At 72.6% G+C, this 15,223-nt stretch carries 19 protein-coding genes and 1 tRNA gene; 4 read left to right on the top strand and 16 right to left on the bottom strand.

Annotation, left to right across the window (positions count from 1 at the left end):
• Positions 1–282: 282 nt before the first annotated feature.
• The 9 genes from PLP61_RS04060 to PLP61_RS04020 all read right to left on the bottom strand — a co-directional run bounded on the left by PLP61_RS04060 (position 283) and on the right by PLP61_RS04020 (position 5,550).
• Positions 283–1,158 (bottom strand): SDR family oxidoreductase, encoded by an 876-nt coding sequence (locus tag PLP61_RS04060; RefSeq protein ID WP_324500612.1) that lies wholly within the window; start codon positions 1,156–1,158, stop codon positions 283–285.
• Between the two features lie 89 nt (positions 1,159–1,247).
• Entirely contained in the window at positions 1,248–1,418 is a 171-nt protein-coding gene (locus PLP61_RS04055; protein WP_324500610.1) for a CsbD family protein, read from the bottom strand.
• Positions 1,419–1,674: 256 nt separating this feature from the next.
• Positions 1,675–2,487 (bottom strand): hypothetical protein, encoded by an 813-nt coding sequence (locus PLP61_RS04050; RefSeq protein ID WP_324500608.1) that lies wholly within the window; start codon positions 2,485–2,487, stop codon positions 1,675–1,677.
• A 16-nt stretch (positions 2,488–2,503) separates the two neighbouring features.
• Positions 2,504–2,827 (bottom strand): GroES family chaperonin, encoded by a 324-nt coding sequence (locus PLP61_RS04045; RefSeq protein ID WP_324500606.1) that lies wholly within the window; start codon positions 2,825–2,827, stop codon positions 2,504–2,506.
• Positions 2,828–2,850: 23 nt separating this feature from the next.
• A complete protein-coding gene (locus PLP61_RS04040) occupies positions 2,851–3,099 on the bottom strand; it encodes a DUF3618 domain-containing protein (RefSeq protein WP_324500604.1) in 249 nt (82 codons plus the stop codon).
• A complete protein-coding gene (locus PLP61_RS04035) occupies positions 3,096–3,851 on the bottom strand; it encodes an energy-coupling factor ABC transporter ATP-binding protein (protein WP_324500602.1) in 756 nt (251 codons plus the stop codon). The genes PLP61_RS04040 and PLP61_RS04035 overlap by 4 nt, the downstream gene beginning before the upstream one ends.
• The gene (cbiQ, locus tag PLP61_RS04030) at positions 3,848–4,528 is read right to left on the bottom strand and encodes a cobalt ECF transporter T component CbiQ (RefSeq protein WP_324500599.1); all 681 of its coding nucleotides are present in this window, start codon (positions 4,526–4,528) and stop codon (positions 3,848–3,850) included. Before cbiQ ends, PLP61_RS04035 begins: the two co-directional genes overlap by 4 nt.
• A complete protein-coding gene (locus tag PLP61_RS04025; protein ID WP_324500597.1) occupies positions 4,529–4,864 on the bottom strand; it encodes a PDGLE domain-containing protein in 336 nt (111 codons plus the stop codon).
• Positions 4,861–5,550: an energy-coupling factor ABC transporter permease gene (locus PLP61_RS04020; protein WP_324500595.1), complete on the bottom strand. Its 690-nt coding sequence runs from the start codon at positions 5,548–5,550 to the stop codon at positions 4,861–4,863. Before PLP61_RS04020 ends, PLP61_RS04025 begins: the two co-directional genes overlap by 4 nt.
• Positions 5,551–5,653: 103 nt before the next feature.
• Here PLP61_RS04020 and bcp point away from each other — a divergent pair, with 103 nt between their 5' ends.
• From bcp to PLP61_RS04000, 4 genes are all read left to right on the top strand, one after another.
• Positions 5,654–6,130, top strand: a complete 477-nt coding sequence (bcp, locus tag PLP61_RS04015; RefSeq protein WP_324500593.1) for a thioredoxin-dependent thiol peroxidase — start codon at positions 5,654–5,656, stop codon at positions 6,128–6,130.
• A 6-nt stretch (positions 6,131–6,136) separates the two neighbouring features.
• A tRNA-Leu gene (locus tag PLP61_RS04010) sits at positions 6,137–6,210 on the top strand.
• 35 nt (positions 6,211–6,245) lie between these two features.
• Entirely contained in the window at positions 6,246–8,165 is a 1,920-nt protein-coding gene (locus tag PLP61_RS04005) for an alpha-L-arabinofuranosidase family protein (RefSeq protein WP_324500592.1), read from the top strand.
• A 9-nt stretch (positions 8,166–8,174) separates the two neighbouring features.
• Entirely contained in the window at positions 8,175–8,930 is a 756-nt protein-coding gene (locus PLP61_RS04000) for a flavodoxin family protein (RefSeq protein WP_324500590.1), read from the top strand.
• Positions 8,931–8,952: 22 nt separating this feature from the next.
• Here PLP61_RS04000 and PLP61_RS03995 read toward each other — a convergent pair whose 3' ends face one another.
• The 7 genes from PLP61_RS03995 to PLP61_RS03965 all read right to left on the bottom strand — a co-directional run bounded on the left by PLP61_RS03995 (position 8,953) and on the right by PLP61_RS03965 (position 15,192).
• Entirely contained in the window at positions 8,953–9,573 is a 621-nt protein-coding gene (locus tag PLP61_RS03995) for a non-canonical purine NTP pyrophosphatase (protein ID WP_324500588.1), read from the bottom strand.
• Positions 9,566–10,303 (bottom strand): ribonuclease PH, encoded by a 738-nt coding sequence (gene rph, locus PLP61_RS03990; protein ID WP_324500586.1) that lies wholly within the window; start codon positions 10,301–10,303, stop codon positions 9,566–9,568. Before rph ends, PLP61_RS03995 begins: the two co-directional genes overlap by 8 nt.
• 39 nt (positions 10,304–10,342) lie before the next feature.
• Complete coding sequence (locus tag PLP61_RS03985) at positions 10,343–11,119, bottom strand: MBL fold metallo-hydrolase (protein ID WP_324500584.1); 777 nt, start codon at positions 11,117–11,119, stop codon at positions 10,343–10,345.
• Positions 11,116–11,961 carry a glutamate racemase gene (gene murI, locus PLP61_RS03980; RefSeq protein ID WP_502888937.1) on the bottom strand — a complete coding sequence of 282 codons (846 nt, stop codon included), beginning with the start codon at positions 11,959–11,961 and terminating at the stop codon, positions 11,116–11,118. The genes PLP61_RS03985 and murI overlap by 4 nt, the downstream gene beginning before the upstream one ends.
• Before the next feature lie 101 nt (positions 11,962–12,062).
• Positions 12,063–13,040, bottom strand: a complete 978-nt coding sequence (locus PLP61_RS03975) for a ribose-phosphate diphosphokinase (RefSeq protein WP_324500616.1) — start codon at positions 13,038–13,040, stop codon at positions 12,063–12,065.
• An 83-nt stretch (positions 13,041–13,123) separates the two neighbouring features.
• Positions 13,124–14,245 carry a DUF3152 domain-containing protein gene (locus PLP61_RS03970; RefSeq protein WP_324500582.1) on the bottom strand — a complete coding sequence of 374 codons (1,122 nt, stop codon included), beginning with the start codon at positions 14,243–14,245 and terminating at the stop codon, positions 13,124–13,126.
• Positions 14,242–15,192: a PLP-dependent cysteine synthase family protein gene (locus PLP61_RS03965; RefSeq protein WP_324500580.1), complete on the bottom strand. Its 951-nt coding sequence runs from the start codon at positions 15,190–15,192 to the stop codon at positions 14,242–14,244. The genes PLP61_RS03970 and PLP61_RS03965 overlap by 4 nt, the downstream gene beginning before the upstream one ends.
• Between the last annotated feature and the right edge of the window lie 31 nt (positions 15,193–15,223).

Here is a 15,223-nt window from a genome sequence, read left to right as displayed (position 1 = left end):
CGCCCCCACGCCAGCGCCCAGCAGAACCCAAAACCCAACAGCCACCTGGTGACTGAGAAGCTCCGCGCTATCGCCGGAGGACCCTCCCGGACGCTCCGCGCCGGCTGACCCGACAGGGAGGGCGCGCGACCGGCGTCACCCATGGCGAACCCCGCCGGCGTACGTCGTCGCAGCCCCACCAGCCCCAACCGTCCCACCGGGCAAGGCACACTCGCACTTCTCACGGGTGCAACCCCCCACATGTGCTGGTTTCCCCGCCCGGGGAAACCAGCAGCGACCGCGTCAGCGCCCGGCGAACTCCCGCACCGAGGTTAAGGAAACGGAGAGGTCGTCCGGCAGAGCGCTCATGTCGATCGGGTCGCCCTTGGCCACGCACAGCATGAGAGAGACGAAGGAGCGCTGCATCCCGTCGGTGGCTCCTGCCAGCTGCTCCTGCAGGGCCTCCACCGGCACGAACTGCCGCTGGAGCGCCCGGCCGACGGACTCCTCGAAGATCGAGGCCGCCTCGAGGGGGCTGAGCGCGTCCGGTCCGCCGAGCTCGAGGACGGCGTTGCGGGCGCTCGGCGCCGACAGGCTCGCCACGGCGAACGCAGCCACGTCGTCCGCAGCGATGAAGCTCACCGGCCGGGTGCCGTCCCCGTAGATGGTGACGCTGCCGTTCGCCGGGTCGAAGCCGACCGCCGGGCTGAGCCACACCTCCATGAAGCAGCTCGGTCGAAGGATCGTGTAGGTGAGGCCACTGTCCCTCAGGTGCTGCTCGACCTCACGCTTGGCCCGACACAGGGGAAAGTCCAGGTCCAGGTTCGCGGAGAACGACGTGTAGACGAAGTGGCTGACACCCGCACGCGCAGCGGCATCGATGAGCGCCTCCACCCCGGCCCGGTCCGTGGTCTCGATGTCGTTCACACCGGGGTCGTAGGAGAAGGGCATCGAGGAGACCGTGCAGATGACCGAGTCGACTCCGGCGCACGCCGCGTCCAGGGAGGCGGGGTCGCGCAGGTCCCCCTCGACCATCTCCAGGCCGGCGGCCCGCAGCCCCTCCAGCTTCTCGCTCACCGAGGTCGGCCGCACCATCGCGCGGGCCGACATGCCGCCCGCGGCCAGCCGCGCGCAGACCAGTCCTCCGACCATTCCTGTGGCTCCGGCTACCAGGATCATGGCCCGCCTCCTCGTGGGACTCCCCCGTGCCGCTGCCTCTCAGGCTCCTCGCCGGCTCATCGCCTGTCAACGGAACCGGGGTGAGCGGGTCACTTGAAGGCGTCCTTGACCTTCTCTCCCGCCTGCTTGAGGTCCGCCTTGGACCGCTCGGTCCGGCCCTCGCGCTCCATGCTCTCGTCATCGGTGGCCTGGCCGAGCTTCTCCTTCGCCGTGCCGATCATGCCCTCGCCCTGGTTGCGGGCCTTGTCCTGAGCGCTCATGCTGCTCTCCTCGCCGGTCGTGGTGACTGTGTAAGCACCGGTTACCCAGCGGGGCCGGAGTCATGCGGGCCGCCCGGCGAGGCAGAAGGTCACTCGAGCCGGTCATACACGAAGGCGGCGGGCGGCAACTCCTGCCCGGTGCTGCGGCACGTGATCGCGGTGTACGGCGACGGTGAGCCGGCGCTCGAGACCAGCGCGGAGGCTGCTGTGTCGAGAGCGCTCGCCAGCGGCGACCAGCCGGGGTGACCGCGGGCGGTCAGCGGCGGATCCGCCACACCCACTCGTGCACGCCCTCGGCACCGAGGATCAGCGCGCCGTCACGGCTGAAGGTCACAGCCTCGCCGAAGGTGTGCGCTGTGGGCAGCGGCACCTTGGTGGGGGTGTCGTGCATCCCCGAGAAGACGTACGCCGTGGGGTAGCCGCGCAGCACGAACCGACCCCCTCGTGGGGCGAAGTCCGCGCCGCTGAGCCCCTGCCCCGGCGCGTCGGCGATCCGGGTGAGCGGGTTGACGTGGTCGGGGTCCAGGGTGGCCGGTGCGCGGTAGATGCCGGCTCCGGCGGAGGCCTTGGTGATCACGTAGAGCCGGCCGGTGGTGGGACGGACCATCAGCGACTCGGCGTTGTGCGGGCCGTCTGGGTAGCTGAGCCGGTAGGAGCGGTAGCCGAGGGCCCGGCTGCGCAGCCGCCGGGGCTCCTTGACGACCACGACGTTGATCTCGCTGCGTTTCAGGTTGTTGTCGCCGATGTCGCCGAACCACAGCGTGTGACCGGGCCCCGAGGCCATGTCCTCCCAGTCCTTCGCGGGCGCCCCGGGGACGTCGAAGACCGCCTTGGTGCGGCAGCCCGTCCCGAGCGCGAAGAACTGGGGGCCTCCCCCGCTGTCGTTGTGCGCGAACAGCACTGGCCGGGCGTAGGTGCTGCGCGACATCCCGCTGTTCTCCCGGATCCGGGCGTCCTTGACCTGGCACAGCCGCTGGGCGTCGTCCCACGGCCGCGCGTGGGCCGGTGCTCCGACGAGTACGCCCCCGAGGAGCAGCAGCCCGGCCAGCACGCGGAGGGTGGCGGTCATAAGGTCTCCTGACGCCTCACAGGTAGAGGCCGGTGGGCGAGTCCCCCAGGCGGTCGGAGGCCACGGCGTGCAGGTCGCGCTCCCGCATCACGACGTACACCTCTCCGTTCACCTCGACCTCGGCCTTGTCGTCGGCGTCGAACAGGACCCGGTCGCCGCTCTCCACCGACCGCGTGTTGGGGCCCACCGCGACCACCCGCGACCAGGTCAGCCGCCGAGCCCCCATGGCAGCCGTCGCCGGGATCACGATGCCGCCAGAGGAGCGGCGCTCGCCGGTCTCCCGGTCCATCTCGACCAGGATGCGGTCGTGCAGCATCCGGATCGGCGTCTTGTCGGCCATCGGCGGTGGAAAACAGCGACGGGTCAGCGGGTGATCGCGCGGAGGACGGCGAAGACCACGACCACCCCGACCACGCCGCCGGCCACCTTGAGGATGTTGTCGGTCCTCGGTGCCCCGGTCACCGGGTCGACGAAGTGCGCCTTGGTGGCCGCGATCTGGCGGCTCACGATGGTCTTCGGACTGGTCCGGTAGACGAGCTCGTCGATCGTCTTGGCGAGCCGGTCGCGCGTCTGCTCGATCTCGGTCTCCAGCGAGGACATTTCCGTGGTCACGCGGGAAGGTTACCAATGATCCGCGGATCAAAGCCGAACGGGAGCTCCAGCCGGTGGGCGCGCATCAGCGCGTCGTCGGTGAGCACGTCGTACGTCGGCGCGTCCGCCACCACCACCCCGTCGCTGAGCAGCACCGACCGGGGGCACAGCTCGAGCGCGTAGGGCAGGTCGTGGGTCACCATCAGCACGGTCACGTCCAGCCCGCGCAGGATGTCGGCGAGCTCGCGGCGCGAGGCGGGGTCGAGGTTGGAGGACGGCTCGTCGAGCACCAGGATCTCCGGCCGGGTGGCCAGCACCGTGGCCACCGCGACGCGGCGCCGCTGGCCGAAGGAGAGGTGGTGCGGCGGTCGGTCCACGAAGTCGGCCATGCCGACCTGGTCCAGCGCCTCCATCACCCGCCGGTCGAGCTCGGCGCCACGCACCCCCGCGTTGGCGGGGCCGAAGGCGACGTCCTGGCGCACGGTGCCGAGGAAGAGCTGGTCGTCGGGGTCCTGGAAGACGATCCCCACCCGGCGGCGGATCTCCGCGAGGTGCTGCTTGGCCACCGGGAGCCCGCTCACCGAGACGCTCCCGGCCCCCGGGGTGAGGATGCCGTTGAGGTGGAGCACGAGCGTGGTCTTGCCGGCCCCGTTGGGGCCGAGGAGCGCGACCCGCTCCCCCGCGTGCACGTGCAGGTCCACGCCGAACAGCGCCTGGTGCCCGTCGGGGTAGGCGTAGGCGAGGCCGTGGACGTCGAGCACGGGCGCGCTCACGGCTCCTCCACCCTCGGGAGGGTGCCCGTGTAGCCGCGGGAGAGCATCGCCAGGTGGACGCGCTCCCCGCGCTCGTAGGATCGGATGAAGAGCGCGCCGAGGGCGCGGGCGAGCACCGGCCAGTGCCGGGGCGAGCGCGGGTCGTAGCCGCGCGAACGCATCGCCGTGGTCATCCGGCCGAGCTCGGCGGTCACCACGTCGAGGTAGCGGATCATGAACCCCATGATCTGCACGATCAGCTCGGGCATCCGCAGCCGCTCGAGCCCCCGCAGGATCTGGTCCGGCTCGGTGGTGGCCGCGAGGGTGAGCGAGGCCAGCACGCCCAGCGTCCCCTTGACCAGCAGGCCCCACGCAGCGAGCAACCCGGGCTCGGAGACGCTGACCCCGAGGACCTCCACCTGCGGGCCGGTCGCCACGAACGGCACCAGCAGCGCGAACAGCACGAACGGCGTCTCGATCACCAGCCGCTTGAGCAGGTAGCCGAGCGGCACCCCGGACATCACCGCGACCCCCAGGAGCAGGGCCGCGTAGAGCGCGAAGGCGGCGTACCACTCCCGGGGAGTCGCCACCACGACCAGCATGAAGCCGACCAGCGCCAGCAGCTTCAGGTGCGCCGGAGCCCGGTGCACCCGGCTGTGGCCGTGGTAGTGCAGTCGGTGACCGTGTCCGGCGCCCACTCAGGCTCCCTGGCTCTCCGCAGGGTCGCGCGCGGAGTCCTGGCGGTGGGTACGGCGGCGCAGCAGGCCGAACAGCACCCCACCCAGGACCAGGACCGTCACCGTGCCGGCCACGCCGGCCAGCCCCCCGCTGAGCCGGTCGTTCTCGACGCCCTTGGTCTGGTAGCCGGCGAACGGGGAGTCCGCGGTGGCCGAGGTCTGCTCCTGGTCGCTGAAGCCGGTCTGCTCGGCCACGAAGCTGAGCCCGTCGGGGTGCGCGCTGGCGTAGTAGCTGCCGACCCCGGCGACCAGCAGGGCGAGCAGCACACCGACGAGCACGAACGTGCGGGTCCTCACGCGGCCACCCCCGGCCGGATCTCCAGGTCGCTCGACGCGAGCACGTCCCGGGCGCCGTAGACCAGGTCCGGGCGCACCGCCACGACGCTGCCCACCACCAGGCCGGTGATCAGTGCCTCCCCGATCCCGATCAGCAGGTGCCAGCCGACCATGGCCGCGGCCACCGTTCCCACCGGGACGGGCGCGGTCCCGCCGACCGCGAAGAGCGCGGTGAAGGCGAGGGCGGCGACCGGCACGCTGAGGAAGGCCCCGAAGGCCGCCGCCGGAGCCACCGACCCGAGGCGCCGGGGCAGCACCGCCCGCGCCAGCCGGAAGCCCAGCCAGCCGACGCCGACGCCGACCAGCCCCATCAGCACGACGTTGGTCCCCAGCGCGGTGATCCCGCCGTCGGACATCAGCAGCCCCTGGACGAGCAGCACCACGCTGAGGCAGAGCACGGCGGTCCACGGGCCCGCCAGCACCGCGGCCAGGGCACCGCCGAGGAGATGACCGCTGGTGCCACCCGCGACCGGGAAGTTCATCATCTGCCCGGCGAAGACGAACGTGGCGACGAGCCCGGCCATCGGGGCGGTCCGGTCGTCCAGCTCCCGCCTGGCGCCGCGCAGGGCGAGCGCCACCCCACCGGCGGCGACGACCGCGGTCGCCACCGACGTCTGCGCGTCGAGGAACCCGTCGGGCACGTGCATCGGCTCTCCTTCGACTGTGGCCGCACGGTAGGTTGGGCACTGCCGCCCACTGTACGTTATTGCGAACCATGCGCAACAAGCCCCCCGACCACGAGGACCCCCGATGGCCGAGACCCCCCGCCTGGCTCCGGGCGACACTGCCCCCGACTTCACGCTCCCCGACGACACCGGCACCGAGGTCACCCTCTCGGGCCTGCGCGGCCGCTCGGTGATCGTCTACTTCTACCCCGCGGCGATGACCCCCGGATGCACCACGCAGGCCTGCGACTTCACCGACTCGCTCGAGGGGCTGCGGGCCCACGGCTACGAGGTGCTGGGGATCTCCCCCGACAAGCCCGAGAAGCTCGCCAAGTTCCGGGCCCGTGACGGGCTCGGCCTCACCCTGCTCTCCGACCCGGACAAGCAGGTGCTGGCGGCGTACGGCGCGTTCGGCGAGAAGAAGCTGTACGGCAAGGTGGTCCAGGGCGTGATCCGCTCGACGTTCGTGGTCGACCCGGAGGGGAAGATCGCGCTGGCGCAGTACAACGTCAAGGCCACCGGCCACGTCGCCAAGCTGCGCCGGGACCTCGGCCTGGACTGAGGTCACGCGCCCGTAGCCCAACAGGCAGAGGCACCAGGTTTAGGTCCTGGCCAGTGCGAGTTCGACTCTCGCCGGGCGCACCCGAGCTCTGCTAGGTTCCCCTGTAGGGGTCGAGATGCGCGCATCCCATGTCGCTCGGACCAGTCTGGTCGTGGTGGTGGCCTCGGTGGCGCTGGCGGCACCGGCAGCGTCCGGGCCGGACCCCCGGAGCGACCCGCAGGAAGGCACGGCCACCACCACCGTCACCGTGGACCTCCGGCACCGCCTGCACCCCGTGGCCGCTGGCCTGCTCGGCGTGAACCACCACTACCTGCGCAACGGGGCCGGGCTGTGGGACCCCCTGGAGGACCGGCCCTACCCGCAGGTGGTCGCGGCCATGCGCCGGGCCGGCGTCAGCGTGGTGCGTTTCCCGGGCGGAACGCTGGCCAACCTCTACGACTGGACCCGAGCGATCGGTCCCGAGCGGGGGTGCCAGACCGACGGTCGCCGGGTGCCCGGGGACGGGTACGCCGCGGTGCGGCGGGGCCTCGCGTACGGCCCCGACGAGTTCATGGAGCTGCTCGACCAGGTCGGCGCCGCACCCCTGATGATGGTCCCCTACGTCACCGAGACCCCGAGCCACGCGGCGAACCTCGTCGAGTACATGAACTCCCCCGCCGGAGACCCGGGCAACCCGAACGGCGGGGTGGACTGGGCCGAGGTCCGCGCCGCCAACGGTCATCCGGCCCCGTACGGCGTGCACTGGTGGGAGGTCGGCAACGAGCAGTACCACTCCGGCTCCCGGTACTGGCTGTCCCCCCGTGACCGCCAGGCGATGCGCCAGTACGCCTTCGGCGGGCGAGCCTCCCTCTCCGGAGAGGCCTTGGGGCGAGGGTGCGACCACCCCCTCGGCGGGGTGCGCTCGGACGGCAGCCCCGGACAGACCTTCGAGGTCCTCTTCCCACCGGTGCGACCGGGGTCCGTGCAGGTGCGCGTGGCCGGCCACGAGTGGCACGCGGTGGCGGATCTGGCAGCCGTCGGCCGGGAACGCGCGTTCGAGCTCGACCCGGCGACGGGCACCGTCAGGTTCGGGGACGGTGCCCACGGCCGGATCCCGGGACGCGGCGCGAGGGTGCGGGCCTCGTACGTCAGCGTCCACCGGGGCTACTTCTCGTTCGCGGAGGCGATGCGAGCCGTCGACCCCTCGATCAGGGTCTGCTCGACGTGGGGAACCGCCCGGTTCGTGGACGTGGTCGGTGAGCGCAGGCTGGACTGCCTCAGCTCCCATGCCATCACCAAGTTCCGCGACCGGCTGGGGATGGGCCCGGACCACTGGGCCGGCCCCCTGCAGGGCCATGACCTGCTGATGCTGGCCACCGACGATCGCGAGACCGGTGTCCGCACGACCCGGGCGTCGCTGCCGGCGGGCGTTCCCCTCCTGCTCACCGAGTCCTCGGCCATCGACGGGGACGCGGACGCGTTCCCGGGCTGGTCGGTGTCGGCGAGCCACGCCGTGCACATGGCCTCGCTCTGGGTGTCGTGGCTCAGGATCGGGGTCCGGATCACCACGAGCGACGAGCTGATGTACGCACCCCTCCGCGGCGTGGTCGGTCAGGGTCCCCACTTCACGTTCACGGCACAGGCGGTCACCCGACAGGCCCTGAGCCCGATGGTCAGGGACGGCGGCAGGGTGCTGGCGGCCTCCGTGCAGGGCAACCCGGTGCGCCGAGCCCTGGGAGTGCCGGGCAGCTACCCCGGCCTCGCCGTGACCGCCACCCGGACACCGGAGGGCGTGGTGTACCTCATCGTCGTCAACCGGCTCCCCGATCGGCCGGTGACCGCCCGGATCCTGCTCACCGGCCGGGCCACCACCGGTCACGCACGGGTGCGCACGGTGTCCGGACGGTCGTTCGCATCCTGGAACCACCCCGGCGCTCGGCCCGCCGTGCGGCTCAGGGTCACCCGGATCCCGGTCGCCCCCCACGGGTTCGAGCACAGGTTCCCCCCGGCCTCGACCACCCTCGTGCGACTTCCCCTCCGCCCTCGTGGTGCCTAGCGTAGGGAGATGCTGCCCGACTCCGTCCAGGCGTTCATCGACGCCGAGATCGCCGCGAACACCGTCGACTACTCCGACCTGCGCGCCGTCTACCTCAACGGCACGCTCAAGCGCTCACCCGAGCCCAGCCACACCGACGGCCTGCTCGCAGTCAGCCGGCACGTGCTGGACGGGGTCGGCGCCCGCACCGACGTCGTACGCACCGTGGACCACACCATCCCACCGGGGGTCTACCCGGACATGCGCGAGCACGGCTGGGAGGTCGACGACTTCCCCGCGCTCTACCGCAGCCTGGTCGAACCCGCCGACATCGTGGTGCTGTGCACCCCGATCTGGCTGGGCGACCAGTCCTCGCCCACCCGGCTCATGATCGAGCGGCTCTACGGCTGGTCCGGCGACCTGAACGGGCGCGGCCAGTGGTCCTACTACGGCAAGGTGGGCGGGGTGATCGTGACCGGCAACGAGGACGGTGGCAAGCACTGCGCGGCCCAGATGCTCTACGCCCTGTCCCACATCGGGTTCACCATCCCGCCCCAGGCCGACGCGTACTGGAACGGCGAGGCCGGGCCGGGGCCGTCCTACCTCGACGACAACCGGGGCGCCCACAACCACTGGACCACCCGCAACACCGTGTTCGCAGCCTGGAACATGCTGCACACGGCGCGGCGGCTCAAGGACGCCGGGGGGCTGCCCGCCCACGGCAACGTGACCACCAACTGGGACCTGAGCAACCCCGAGCACCCCAACCCGGAGTACCGGGGCTGACCGGCGGGTCAGGCCGAACGGGTCAGGCCGACAGCACCCCGGCGACCTGCGGGGCCAGCGCGCGCAGGGCCCGGCCCCGGTGGGAGATGAGGTCCTTCTGCTCCGCGGTGAGCTCCGCGGAGGTGCGGCCGTCGACGTCATGCTCCTCGGGCACGAAGAGCACGTCGTAGCCGAACCCGCCGACCCCCCGGAGCTCGCGGATCACCCGGCCGAACATGCGGCCGTGCTCGACGATCTCGGTGCCGTCGGGGTGGCACAGCACGACCGCGCACTCGAACCACGCCCGACGGCGCTCGTCGGGCACGTCCTCGAGCTGGGCCAGCAGCAGCTCGTTGTTGCGCCGGTCGGACTTCGGCGGCCCGGCCCAGCGCGCCGACAGCACGCCCGGCATCCCGTTCAGCGCGTCCACGCACAGTCCGCTGTCGTCGGCGACGGTCGGGAGGCCGGTCGCCGCCACCCCGGCGCGCGCCTTGAGCAGCGCGTTGCCCTCGAAGGAGGGCTGGTCCTCGACCGGCTCGTCGTACGCCGGCACGTCGTCGAGGCCGAGCACGCGCACCTCGGGCGCGTGCACGGCGAGCAGGCGGCGGAGCTCGGCGAGCTTCCTGGGGTTGCGTGAGGCGACGAGGAGCCCCGGATCAGCCATCGGCGAGCGCCGCCCGCTGCAGGGCGGTGAGGTCGGCACACCCCTTCTCGGCGAGCGCCAGCAGCCCGTCGAGCTCGGCGCGGTCGAAGGCGGCACCCTCGGCGGTGCCCTGGACCTCGACGTACCTGCCCTCGCCGGTCATCACCACGTTCATGTCGGTCTCGGCCCGCACGTCCTCCACGTAGGGCAGGTCCAGCCGCGGCACCCCGTCGATGATGCCCACGCTCACCCCCGCCACCGACCCGGTGAGCGGCTCGCCCGGCACGGCGCCCACCGACCGCAGGTGGGCCACGGCGTCGGCCAGCGCGACGTACGCCCCGGTGATCGCCGCCGTCCGCGTGCCACCGTCGGCCTGGAGCACGTCGCAGTCCAGCACGATGGTGTTCTCACCCAGGGCCCGGTAGTCGATCACCGCCCGCAGCGACCGGCCGATCAGCCGGGAGATCTCGTGGGTCCGGCCGCCGATCCGTCCGCGCACCGACTCCCGGTCCGAGCGGGTGTTGGTGGCGGCGGGGAGCATGGCGTACTCGGCGGTCACCCAGCCCAGCCCCGAGCCCCTGCGCCAGCGCGGCACCCCCTCGGAGGCCGAGGCGGCGCACAGCACCCGGGTCCGGCCGAACTCCACCAGCACCGAGCCGGCCGCGTGGTCCAGCCAGTGCCGGGTCAGCGTCACCGGGCGGAGCTCGTCGTCGGCGCGGCCGTCGGCGCGCGGGGCGGGGGCAGGGGTCATGGCGTGATCCTATGCACCGCGCCCCGCACGGGCGCACCGTCAGGACGGGCGGGGGTCCTCGCCGAGCCAGTAGGTCGCCCCGGCGACCGCCAGGTCCAGCGGCCCGTCCCAGGTGGTCTGCGCCTCGTCGAACGCGCGCAACGGCTCGTGCCAGGGCGGGATGTGGGTGAGCACCACCCGAGCGACCTTGGCCCGGGTGGCGGTGCGGCCCGCGTCGCGTCCGGTGAGGTGGATTCCCTCCGGGTCGTGGTGACCGACCCGGAAGGAGGCCTCGATGAGCAGCAGGTCGGCGCCCTGGGCGGCCCGGTCCAGGCCACGGCAGGGGGCGGTGTCGCCGGAGTAGACCAGGGTGCGGCCGTGGGCGGTGACGCGCAGGGCGTACGAGGTGACGGGATGCTTCACCCGGACCGCCTCGACCAGGAACGGCCCCAGCTCGACCGGGCGGGAGTAGCCGCGGAAGCGGAACTCGCCGGTCATCCCCGGCACCTTGGGCAGGTCGTAGGCCCGCGCCATCCGCTCGGCGGTGCCGCCCGGGCCCCACACCGGCAGCTGCGGCTGCGGCCCGTTGGGGTGGTACTTGCGCATCACGTAGTAGCCGCACAGGTCCATGCAGTGGTCGGCGTGCAGGTGGCTGAGGAAGACCCCGTCGATCGAGAGCGGGTCGACGTAGCGGTGCAGGGCGCCCAGGGACCCGTTGCCGAGGTCCAGCAGGATCCGCCAGGTCCGGTCCTCGTGCTCGGCCTCCACGAGGTAGCAGCTGGCCGGCGAGTCCGGCCCCGGGAAGGAGCCGGAGCAGCCGACGACGGTGAGCTTCACACCAGCCCCCCGACGAACTGCGACGCCGCGTGGAGCTCGGGGCCGAGGAACCGGCGGCCGATGGACTCGAACTCCTCCGGAGCCCCGGTGGTGAGGAAGTGGTAGGACGGCGCCCCGCCCTCGCGCATCAGCCCGGTGGACACCAGCATCTTGTAGACGTCCTTCGCGCACTCCTCTGCGGAGGAGACCAGGGTGACGTCGTCCCCCACCACGTAGGAGATGACCCCGGTCAGCAGCGGGTAGTGGGTGCACCCCAGGATCAGCGTGTCGATGCCCCGCTCCACGAGGGGGTCCAGGTACTCGTGGGCGGCCGAGAGCAGCTCCTCCCCGCCGGTGATCCCCTGCTCGACGAAGTCGACGAACCGAGGGCACGGCTGGGTCGAGAGCTCCACCTGCGGGGCGGCGGCGAAGGCGTCGTCGTAGGCCAGCGACTCGGCGGTGGCCCGGGTGCTGATCACCCCGATCCGCCCGTTGCGGGTGGCCGCCACCGCCCGGCGGGTCGCGGGGAGGATCACCTCGACGACGGGGACGTCGTACCGCTCCCGCGCGTCGCGCAGCATCGCGGCGCTCGCGGAGTTGCAGGCGATCACCAGCGCCTTGACGCCCCGGTCGACCAGGTGGTCCAGGCACTCCAGGGCGTACTCGCGCACCTCGCTGATCGGCTTGGGCCCGTAGGGCTGTCGGGCGGTGTCGCCGAGGTAGACGATCGACTCGTGCGGCAGCTGGTCGATGACCGCTCGGGCCACGGTGAGCCCGCCGAACCCGGAGTCGAAGATGCCGATCGGCGCGTCGCGGTCGGGGCCCGTGCGGGCACCCGGCAGCGGCGCGTCAGGCGACGACACGGGAACGGCTGACACAAGCAGCAAGGGTAGGCGGCCCGCACCCCGGATGGGTGCTCAAGCGACCTTCGTCACGCCGAGACGGTGGTCACGGGGGCCCGAGGTCAGCTGAAGAGCTTGGGCTGCGGGGGGCCGAGGGACGGGTCGACCCCGTCGAAGAGGCTGCTCACCGACTCGCCGGCGTGCACGCGCGCCATCGCCTCGGCGAACAGCCCCGCGACCGAGCGGACCCGCAGCTCGGGCCAGTCGGCCGGCGGCGGCACCGTGTCCGTGGTGACCACCTCAGTGATCATCGGGTGGCTGCGCAGCCGCTCGACCGCCTTGCCCACGAACAGGCCGTGGGTGCAGGCCACCGCCGCGCCGGTGCAGCCGGCGTCGACCAGCCGGTCCAGCAGCTCGACGATCGAGCCGCCGGTGGCGATCTCGTCGTCCAGGATGATCGCCCGACGGCCGGCGACGTCGCCGACGATGGCGTCGATCACCACCCGGTCGTCGGCCAGCCGCTGCTTGCTGCCCGCGGCGACCGGGAGCCCGAGGAGCCGGGAGAACTGGGTGGCGGTCTTGGCGTTGCCGAGGTCCGGGGAGACCACGACGCTGTGGCTGAGGTTGCGGCCCAGGAAGTGCTCGGCGAGCACTCCCAGCGCCGTGAGCTGGTCCACGGGCACCGAGAAGAAGCCGTGCACCTGGGGGGCGTGCAGCGTCATGGTCAGCACCCGGTCCACGCCCGCGGTGGCCAGCAGGTCGGCGACCAGCCGCCCGCCCAGGGAGATCCGCGACTGGTCCTTCTTGTCCGAGCGCGCGTAGGCGTAGTGCGGGATCACCGCGGTGATCTGGGCCGCCGAGGCCCCTCGGGCCGCGTCGACCATGAGCAGCAGCTCCATCAGGTGCTCCTGCGTGGGCGGCACCAGCGGCTGGATGATGTAGACGTCCCGCTGCCGGCAGTTGGCCTGGAGCTGGGCCTGCAGGCAGTCGTTGCTGAACCGGGTCAGCTCCGCAGACTCCAGGCGCACGCCCAGGTGCTCGCAGATGGCGTGTGCCAGGTGCCGGTGCGCGCTGCCGCTGAACACGACGATGTCACGCAGGTTCTCGCGCAAGGGCGGGCTCTTTCGTCGGGTGCGATCCACGGGAGACGCAGCCACCCTAGCCCGCCACCCCCGACAGCGCGCTAGCGGCTCCAGAGCTCGGAGGGCAGCGGCCAGGGGTTGAACCGGCAGCCGTCGCGGCCCTTCGACTGCTGCATCATCACCGGCGCCAGCCGACCTGGTCCGGGGCAGCCGAGGTGACCGTGCCCCAGCCAGTGGCCCGTCTCGTGGTTGACCACCATGTGCCGGTAGCTGCGCAGCGGCAGGCCGGCAGCGTTCCACGCGGGGCTGGCGTACTTCCAGCGGGTCTGGTTGATGATCACGTAGCGACCGACCCGGCAGCTCCACTCCGCGCTGCACGCTGAGGAGAACCGCGGCACCCAGCTCGCCTCGGCCAGGACCACCGAGAACGACCCGCCGCGGGAGACCGGCCGGAACGCCACGCCGGCCGAGCGCCAGCCGCGTGGGTCACGGTAGGTCTCCAGCACCTGCCGCTTGAACGTGGCCAGGCTCGTGGTGATCCTGCCCCGTGTCTCCACCCGGTAGGTGACCGTGCGGCGTACCGGCACGCGGTGGCCGATCCGGGCGGTGCGGGCCGAGTCGGCCTGCGCCGGCAGGTAGCCCTCGCGGCGCACCCGCACCGCGACCGACACCCGCGCACCGACGTCGCCGGCCTGAAGGACGTACGACGCCCGGGTGGCACCCTTGATCGGCCGGCCGTCGCGCAGCCAACGGTACGAGACGCGCTGGGGCGCCTTGGACCAGGTGCCGCGGGTGGCGCTGAGCCGGTGGGTGTACCGCAGCGTCCCGGTGATGCGTGGCGGAGCGACGCTCACCAGGCTGGCCCTGCCGACCCGGTCGCTCGGGGCGGTCGTGGCCGACACGCGGGTGCCCTCGGCGTCGGTGGCGGTCACGGTGGCGCTCAGCCGGTGCCCGAGGTCGGCGAGCCGCAGGCGGTAGCCGCGGCGGGTGGCGCCCGGGACCGGGTCGCCGTCGCGGTGCCACTGCACGGTGAGGGTCAGCCCCTCGGGGGTCCAGGTGCCGAGGGTGGTGCGGAGCCGGTCGCCGTACACCGCCTGCCCGGTGAGGGCCGGGGGGACGGTGTTGACGATCGGGTCCGCAGCCTGGGCCGCGCCCACGGGGGCCGCCAGCAGCGCCAGCAGGACCGCGATCGTGCCCAGGACTGTCGCTCGCAGCCCACTCATGCCCACAGCTGACCCTCCAGTCTGTCCTCGGCCTCGTCGATGGTTCCCTCGTAGGCGCCGGTGGACAGGTACTTCCAGCCACCGTCGGCCACCACGAAGGCGAGGTCCGCGCGCTCGCCGGCCCGGACGGCCTTCGCCGCCTGGCCCAGCGCGGCGTGCAGGATCGCCCCGGTGGAGACCCCGGCGAAGATACCCTCCCGCTCGAGCAGCTCCCGCACCCGGCGTACCGCGTCGCGCGGCCCCACCGAGAACCGGGTGTCGATCAGGGAGGGGTCGTACAGCTCGGGCACGAAGCCCTCGTCGAGGTTCCGCAGCCCGTAGACGAGCTCGCCGTAGCGGGGCTCGGCCGCGACGATGCGCACCTCGGGCTTGTGCTCGCGGAAGAACCGGGAGACCCCCATCAGGGTCCCGGTGGTGCCCAGGCCGGCGACGAAGTGGGTGATCTCCGGCAGGTCGGCGAGCAGCTCGGGGCCGGTGGTCTCGTAGTGCGCCAGGGTGTTCGCCTCGTTGCCGTACTGGTACAGCATCACCCAGTCGGGGTGCTCCTCGGCGATCAGCCGGGCCACCCGGACCGCTTCGTTGGAGCCGCCGGCGGCCGGGGAGGACACGATCTCCGCGCCCCACATCCGGAGCAGCTGGCGGCGCTCCTCGGAGGTGTTCTCCGGCATCACGCAGACCAGCCGGTAGCCCTTGAGCCGGGCGGCCATCGCCAGGCTGATCCCGGTGTTGCCCGAGGTCGGCTCCAGCAGGGTGCAGCCGGGCCGGAGCCGGCCCTCCTTCTCGGCGTGCTCGAGCATGGACAGCGCCGCCCGGTCCTTGATCGAGCCGGTCGGGTTGCGGTCCTCCAGCTTGGCCCACAGGCGTACGTCGGGGCTCGGGGACAGGTTCGGCAGCCCCACGAGCGGGGTGCGCCCCACGGACTCCAGGAGGCTGTCGTAGCGGGTCACGACGTCAGAAGGGCCGGGTGCCTGGGGACGG

This window comes from Nocardioides sp., from assembly GCF_035429765.1.
In the GTDB taxonomy this organism is placed as follows: Bacteria; Actinomycetota; Actinomycetes; order Propionibacteriales; family Nocardioidaceae; genus Nocardioides.
The sequence above is the reverse complement of the archived record's forward strand: the minus strand, read 5'-3'. Positions and strand labels throughout refer to the sequence as shown.

What these genes read in the sequence shown, in the direction of transcription:
- PLP61_RS04005 (WP_324500592.1), top strand. Translation starts at nt 6,246, where the DNA reads ATGCGCGCATCCCATGTCGCTCGGACCAGTCTGGTCGTGGTGGTGGCC.
- PLP61_RS04060 (WP_324500612.1), bottom strand. Translation starts at nt 1,158, where the DNA reads ATGATCCTGGTAGCCGGAGCCACAGGAATGGTCGGAGGACTGGTCTGC.
- PLP61_RS03995 (WP_324500588.1), bottom strand. Translation starts at nt 9,573, where the DNA reads ATGGCTGATCCGGGGCTCCTCGTCGCCTCACGCAACCCCAGGAAGCTC.
- PLP61_RS04045 (WP_324500606.1), bottom strand. Translation starts at nt 2,827, where the DNA reads ATGGCCGACAAGACGCCGATCCGGATGCTGCACGACCGCATCCTGGTC.
- PLP61_RS04055 (WP_324500610.1), bottom strand. Translation starts at nt 1,418, where the DNA reads ATGAGCGCTCAGGACAAGGCCCGCAACCAGGGCGAGGGCATGATCGGC.
- rph (WP_324500586.1), bottom strand. Translation starts at nt 10,303, where the DNA reads ATGACCCCTGCCCCCGCCCCGCGCGCCGACGGCCGCGCCGACGACGAG.
- PLP61_RS04050 (WP_324500608.1), bottom strand. Translation starts at nt 2,487, where the DNA reads ATGACCGCCACCCTCCGCGTGCTGGCCGGGCTGCTGCTCCTCGGGGGC.
- PLP61_RS04020 (WP_324500595.1), bottom strand. Translation starts at nt 5,550, where the DNA reads ATGCACGTGCCCGACGGGTTCCTCGACGCGCAGACGTCGGTGGCGACC.
- bcp (WP_324500593.1), top strand. Translation starts at nt 5,654, where the DNA reads ATGGCCGAGACCCCCCGCCTGGCTCCGGGCGACACTGCCCCCGACTTC.
- PLP61_RS03970 (WP_324500582.1), bottom strand. Translation starts at nt 14,245, where the DNA reads ATGAGTGGGCTGCGAGCGACAGTCCTGGGCACGATCGCGGTCCTGCTG.
- PLP61_RS04000 (WP_324500590.1), top strand. Translation starts at nt 8,175, where the DNA reads ATGCTGCCCGACTCCGTCCAGGCGTTCATCGACGCCGAGATCGCCGCG.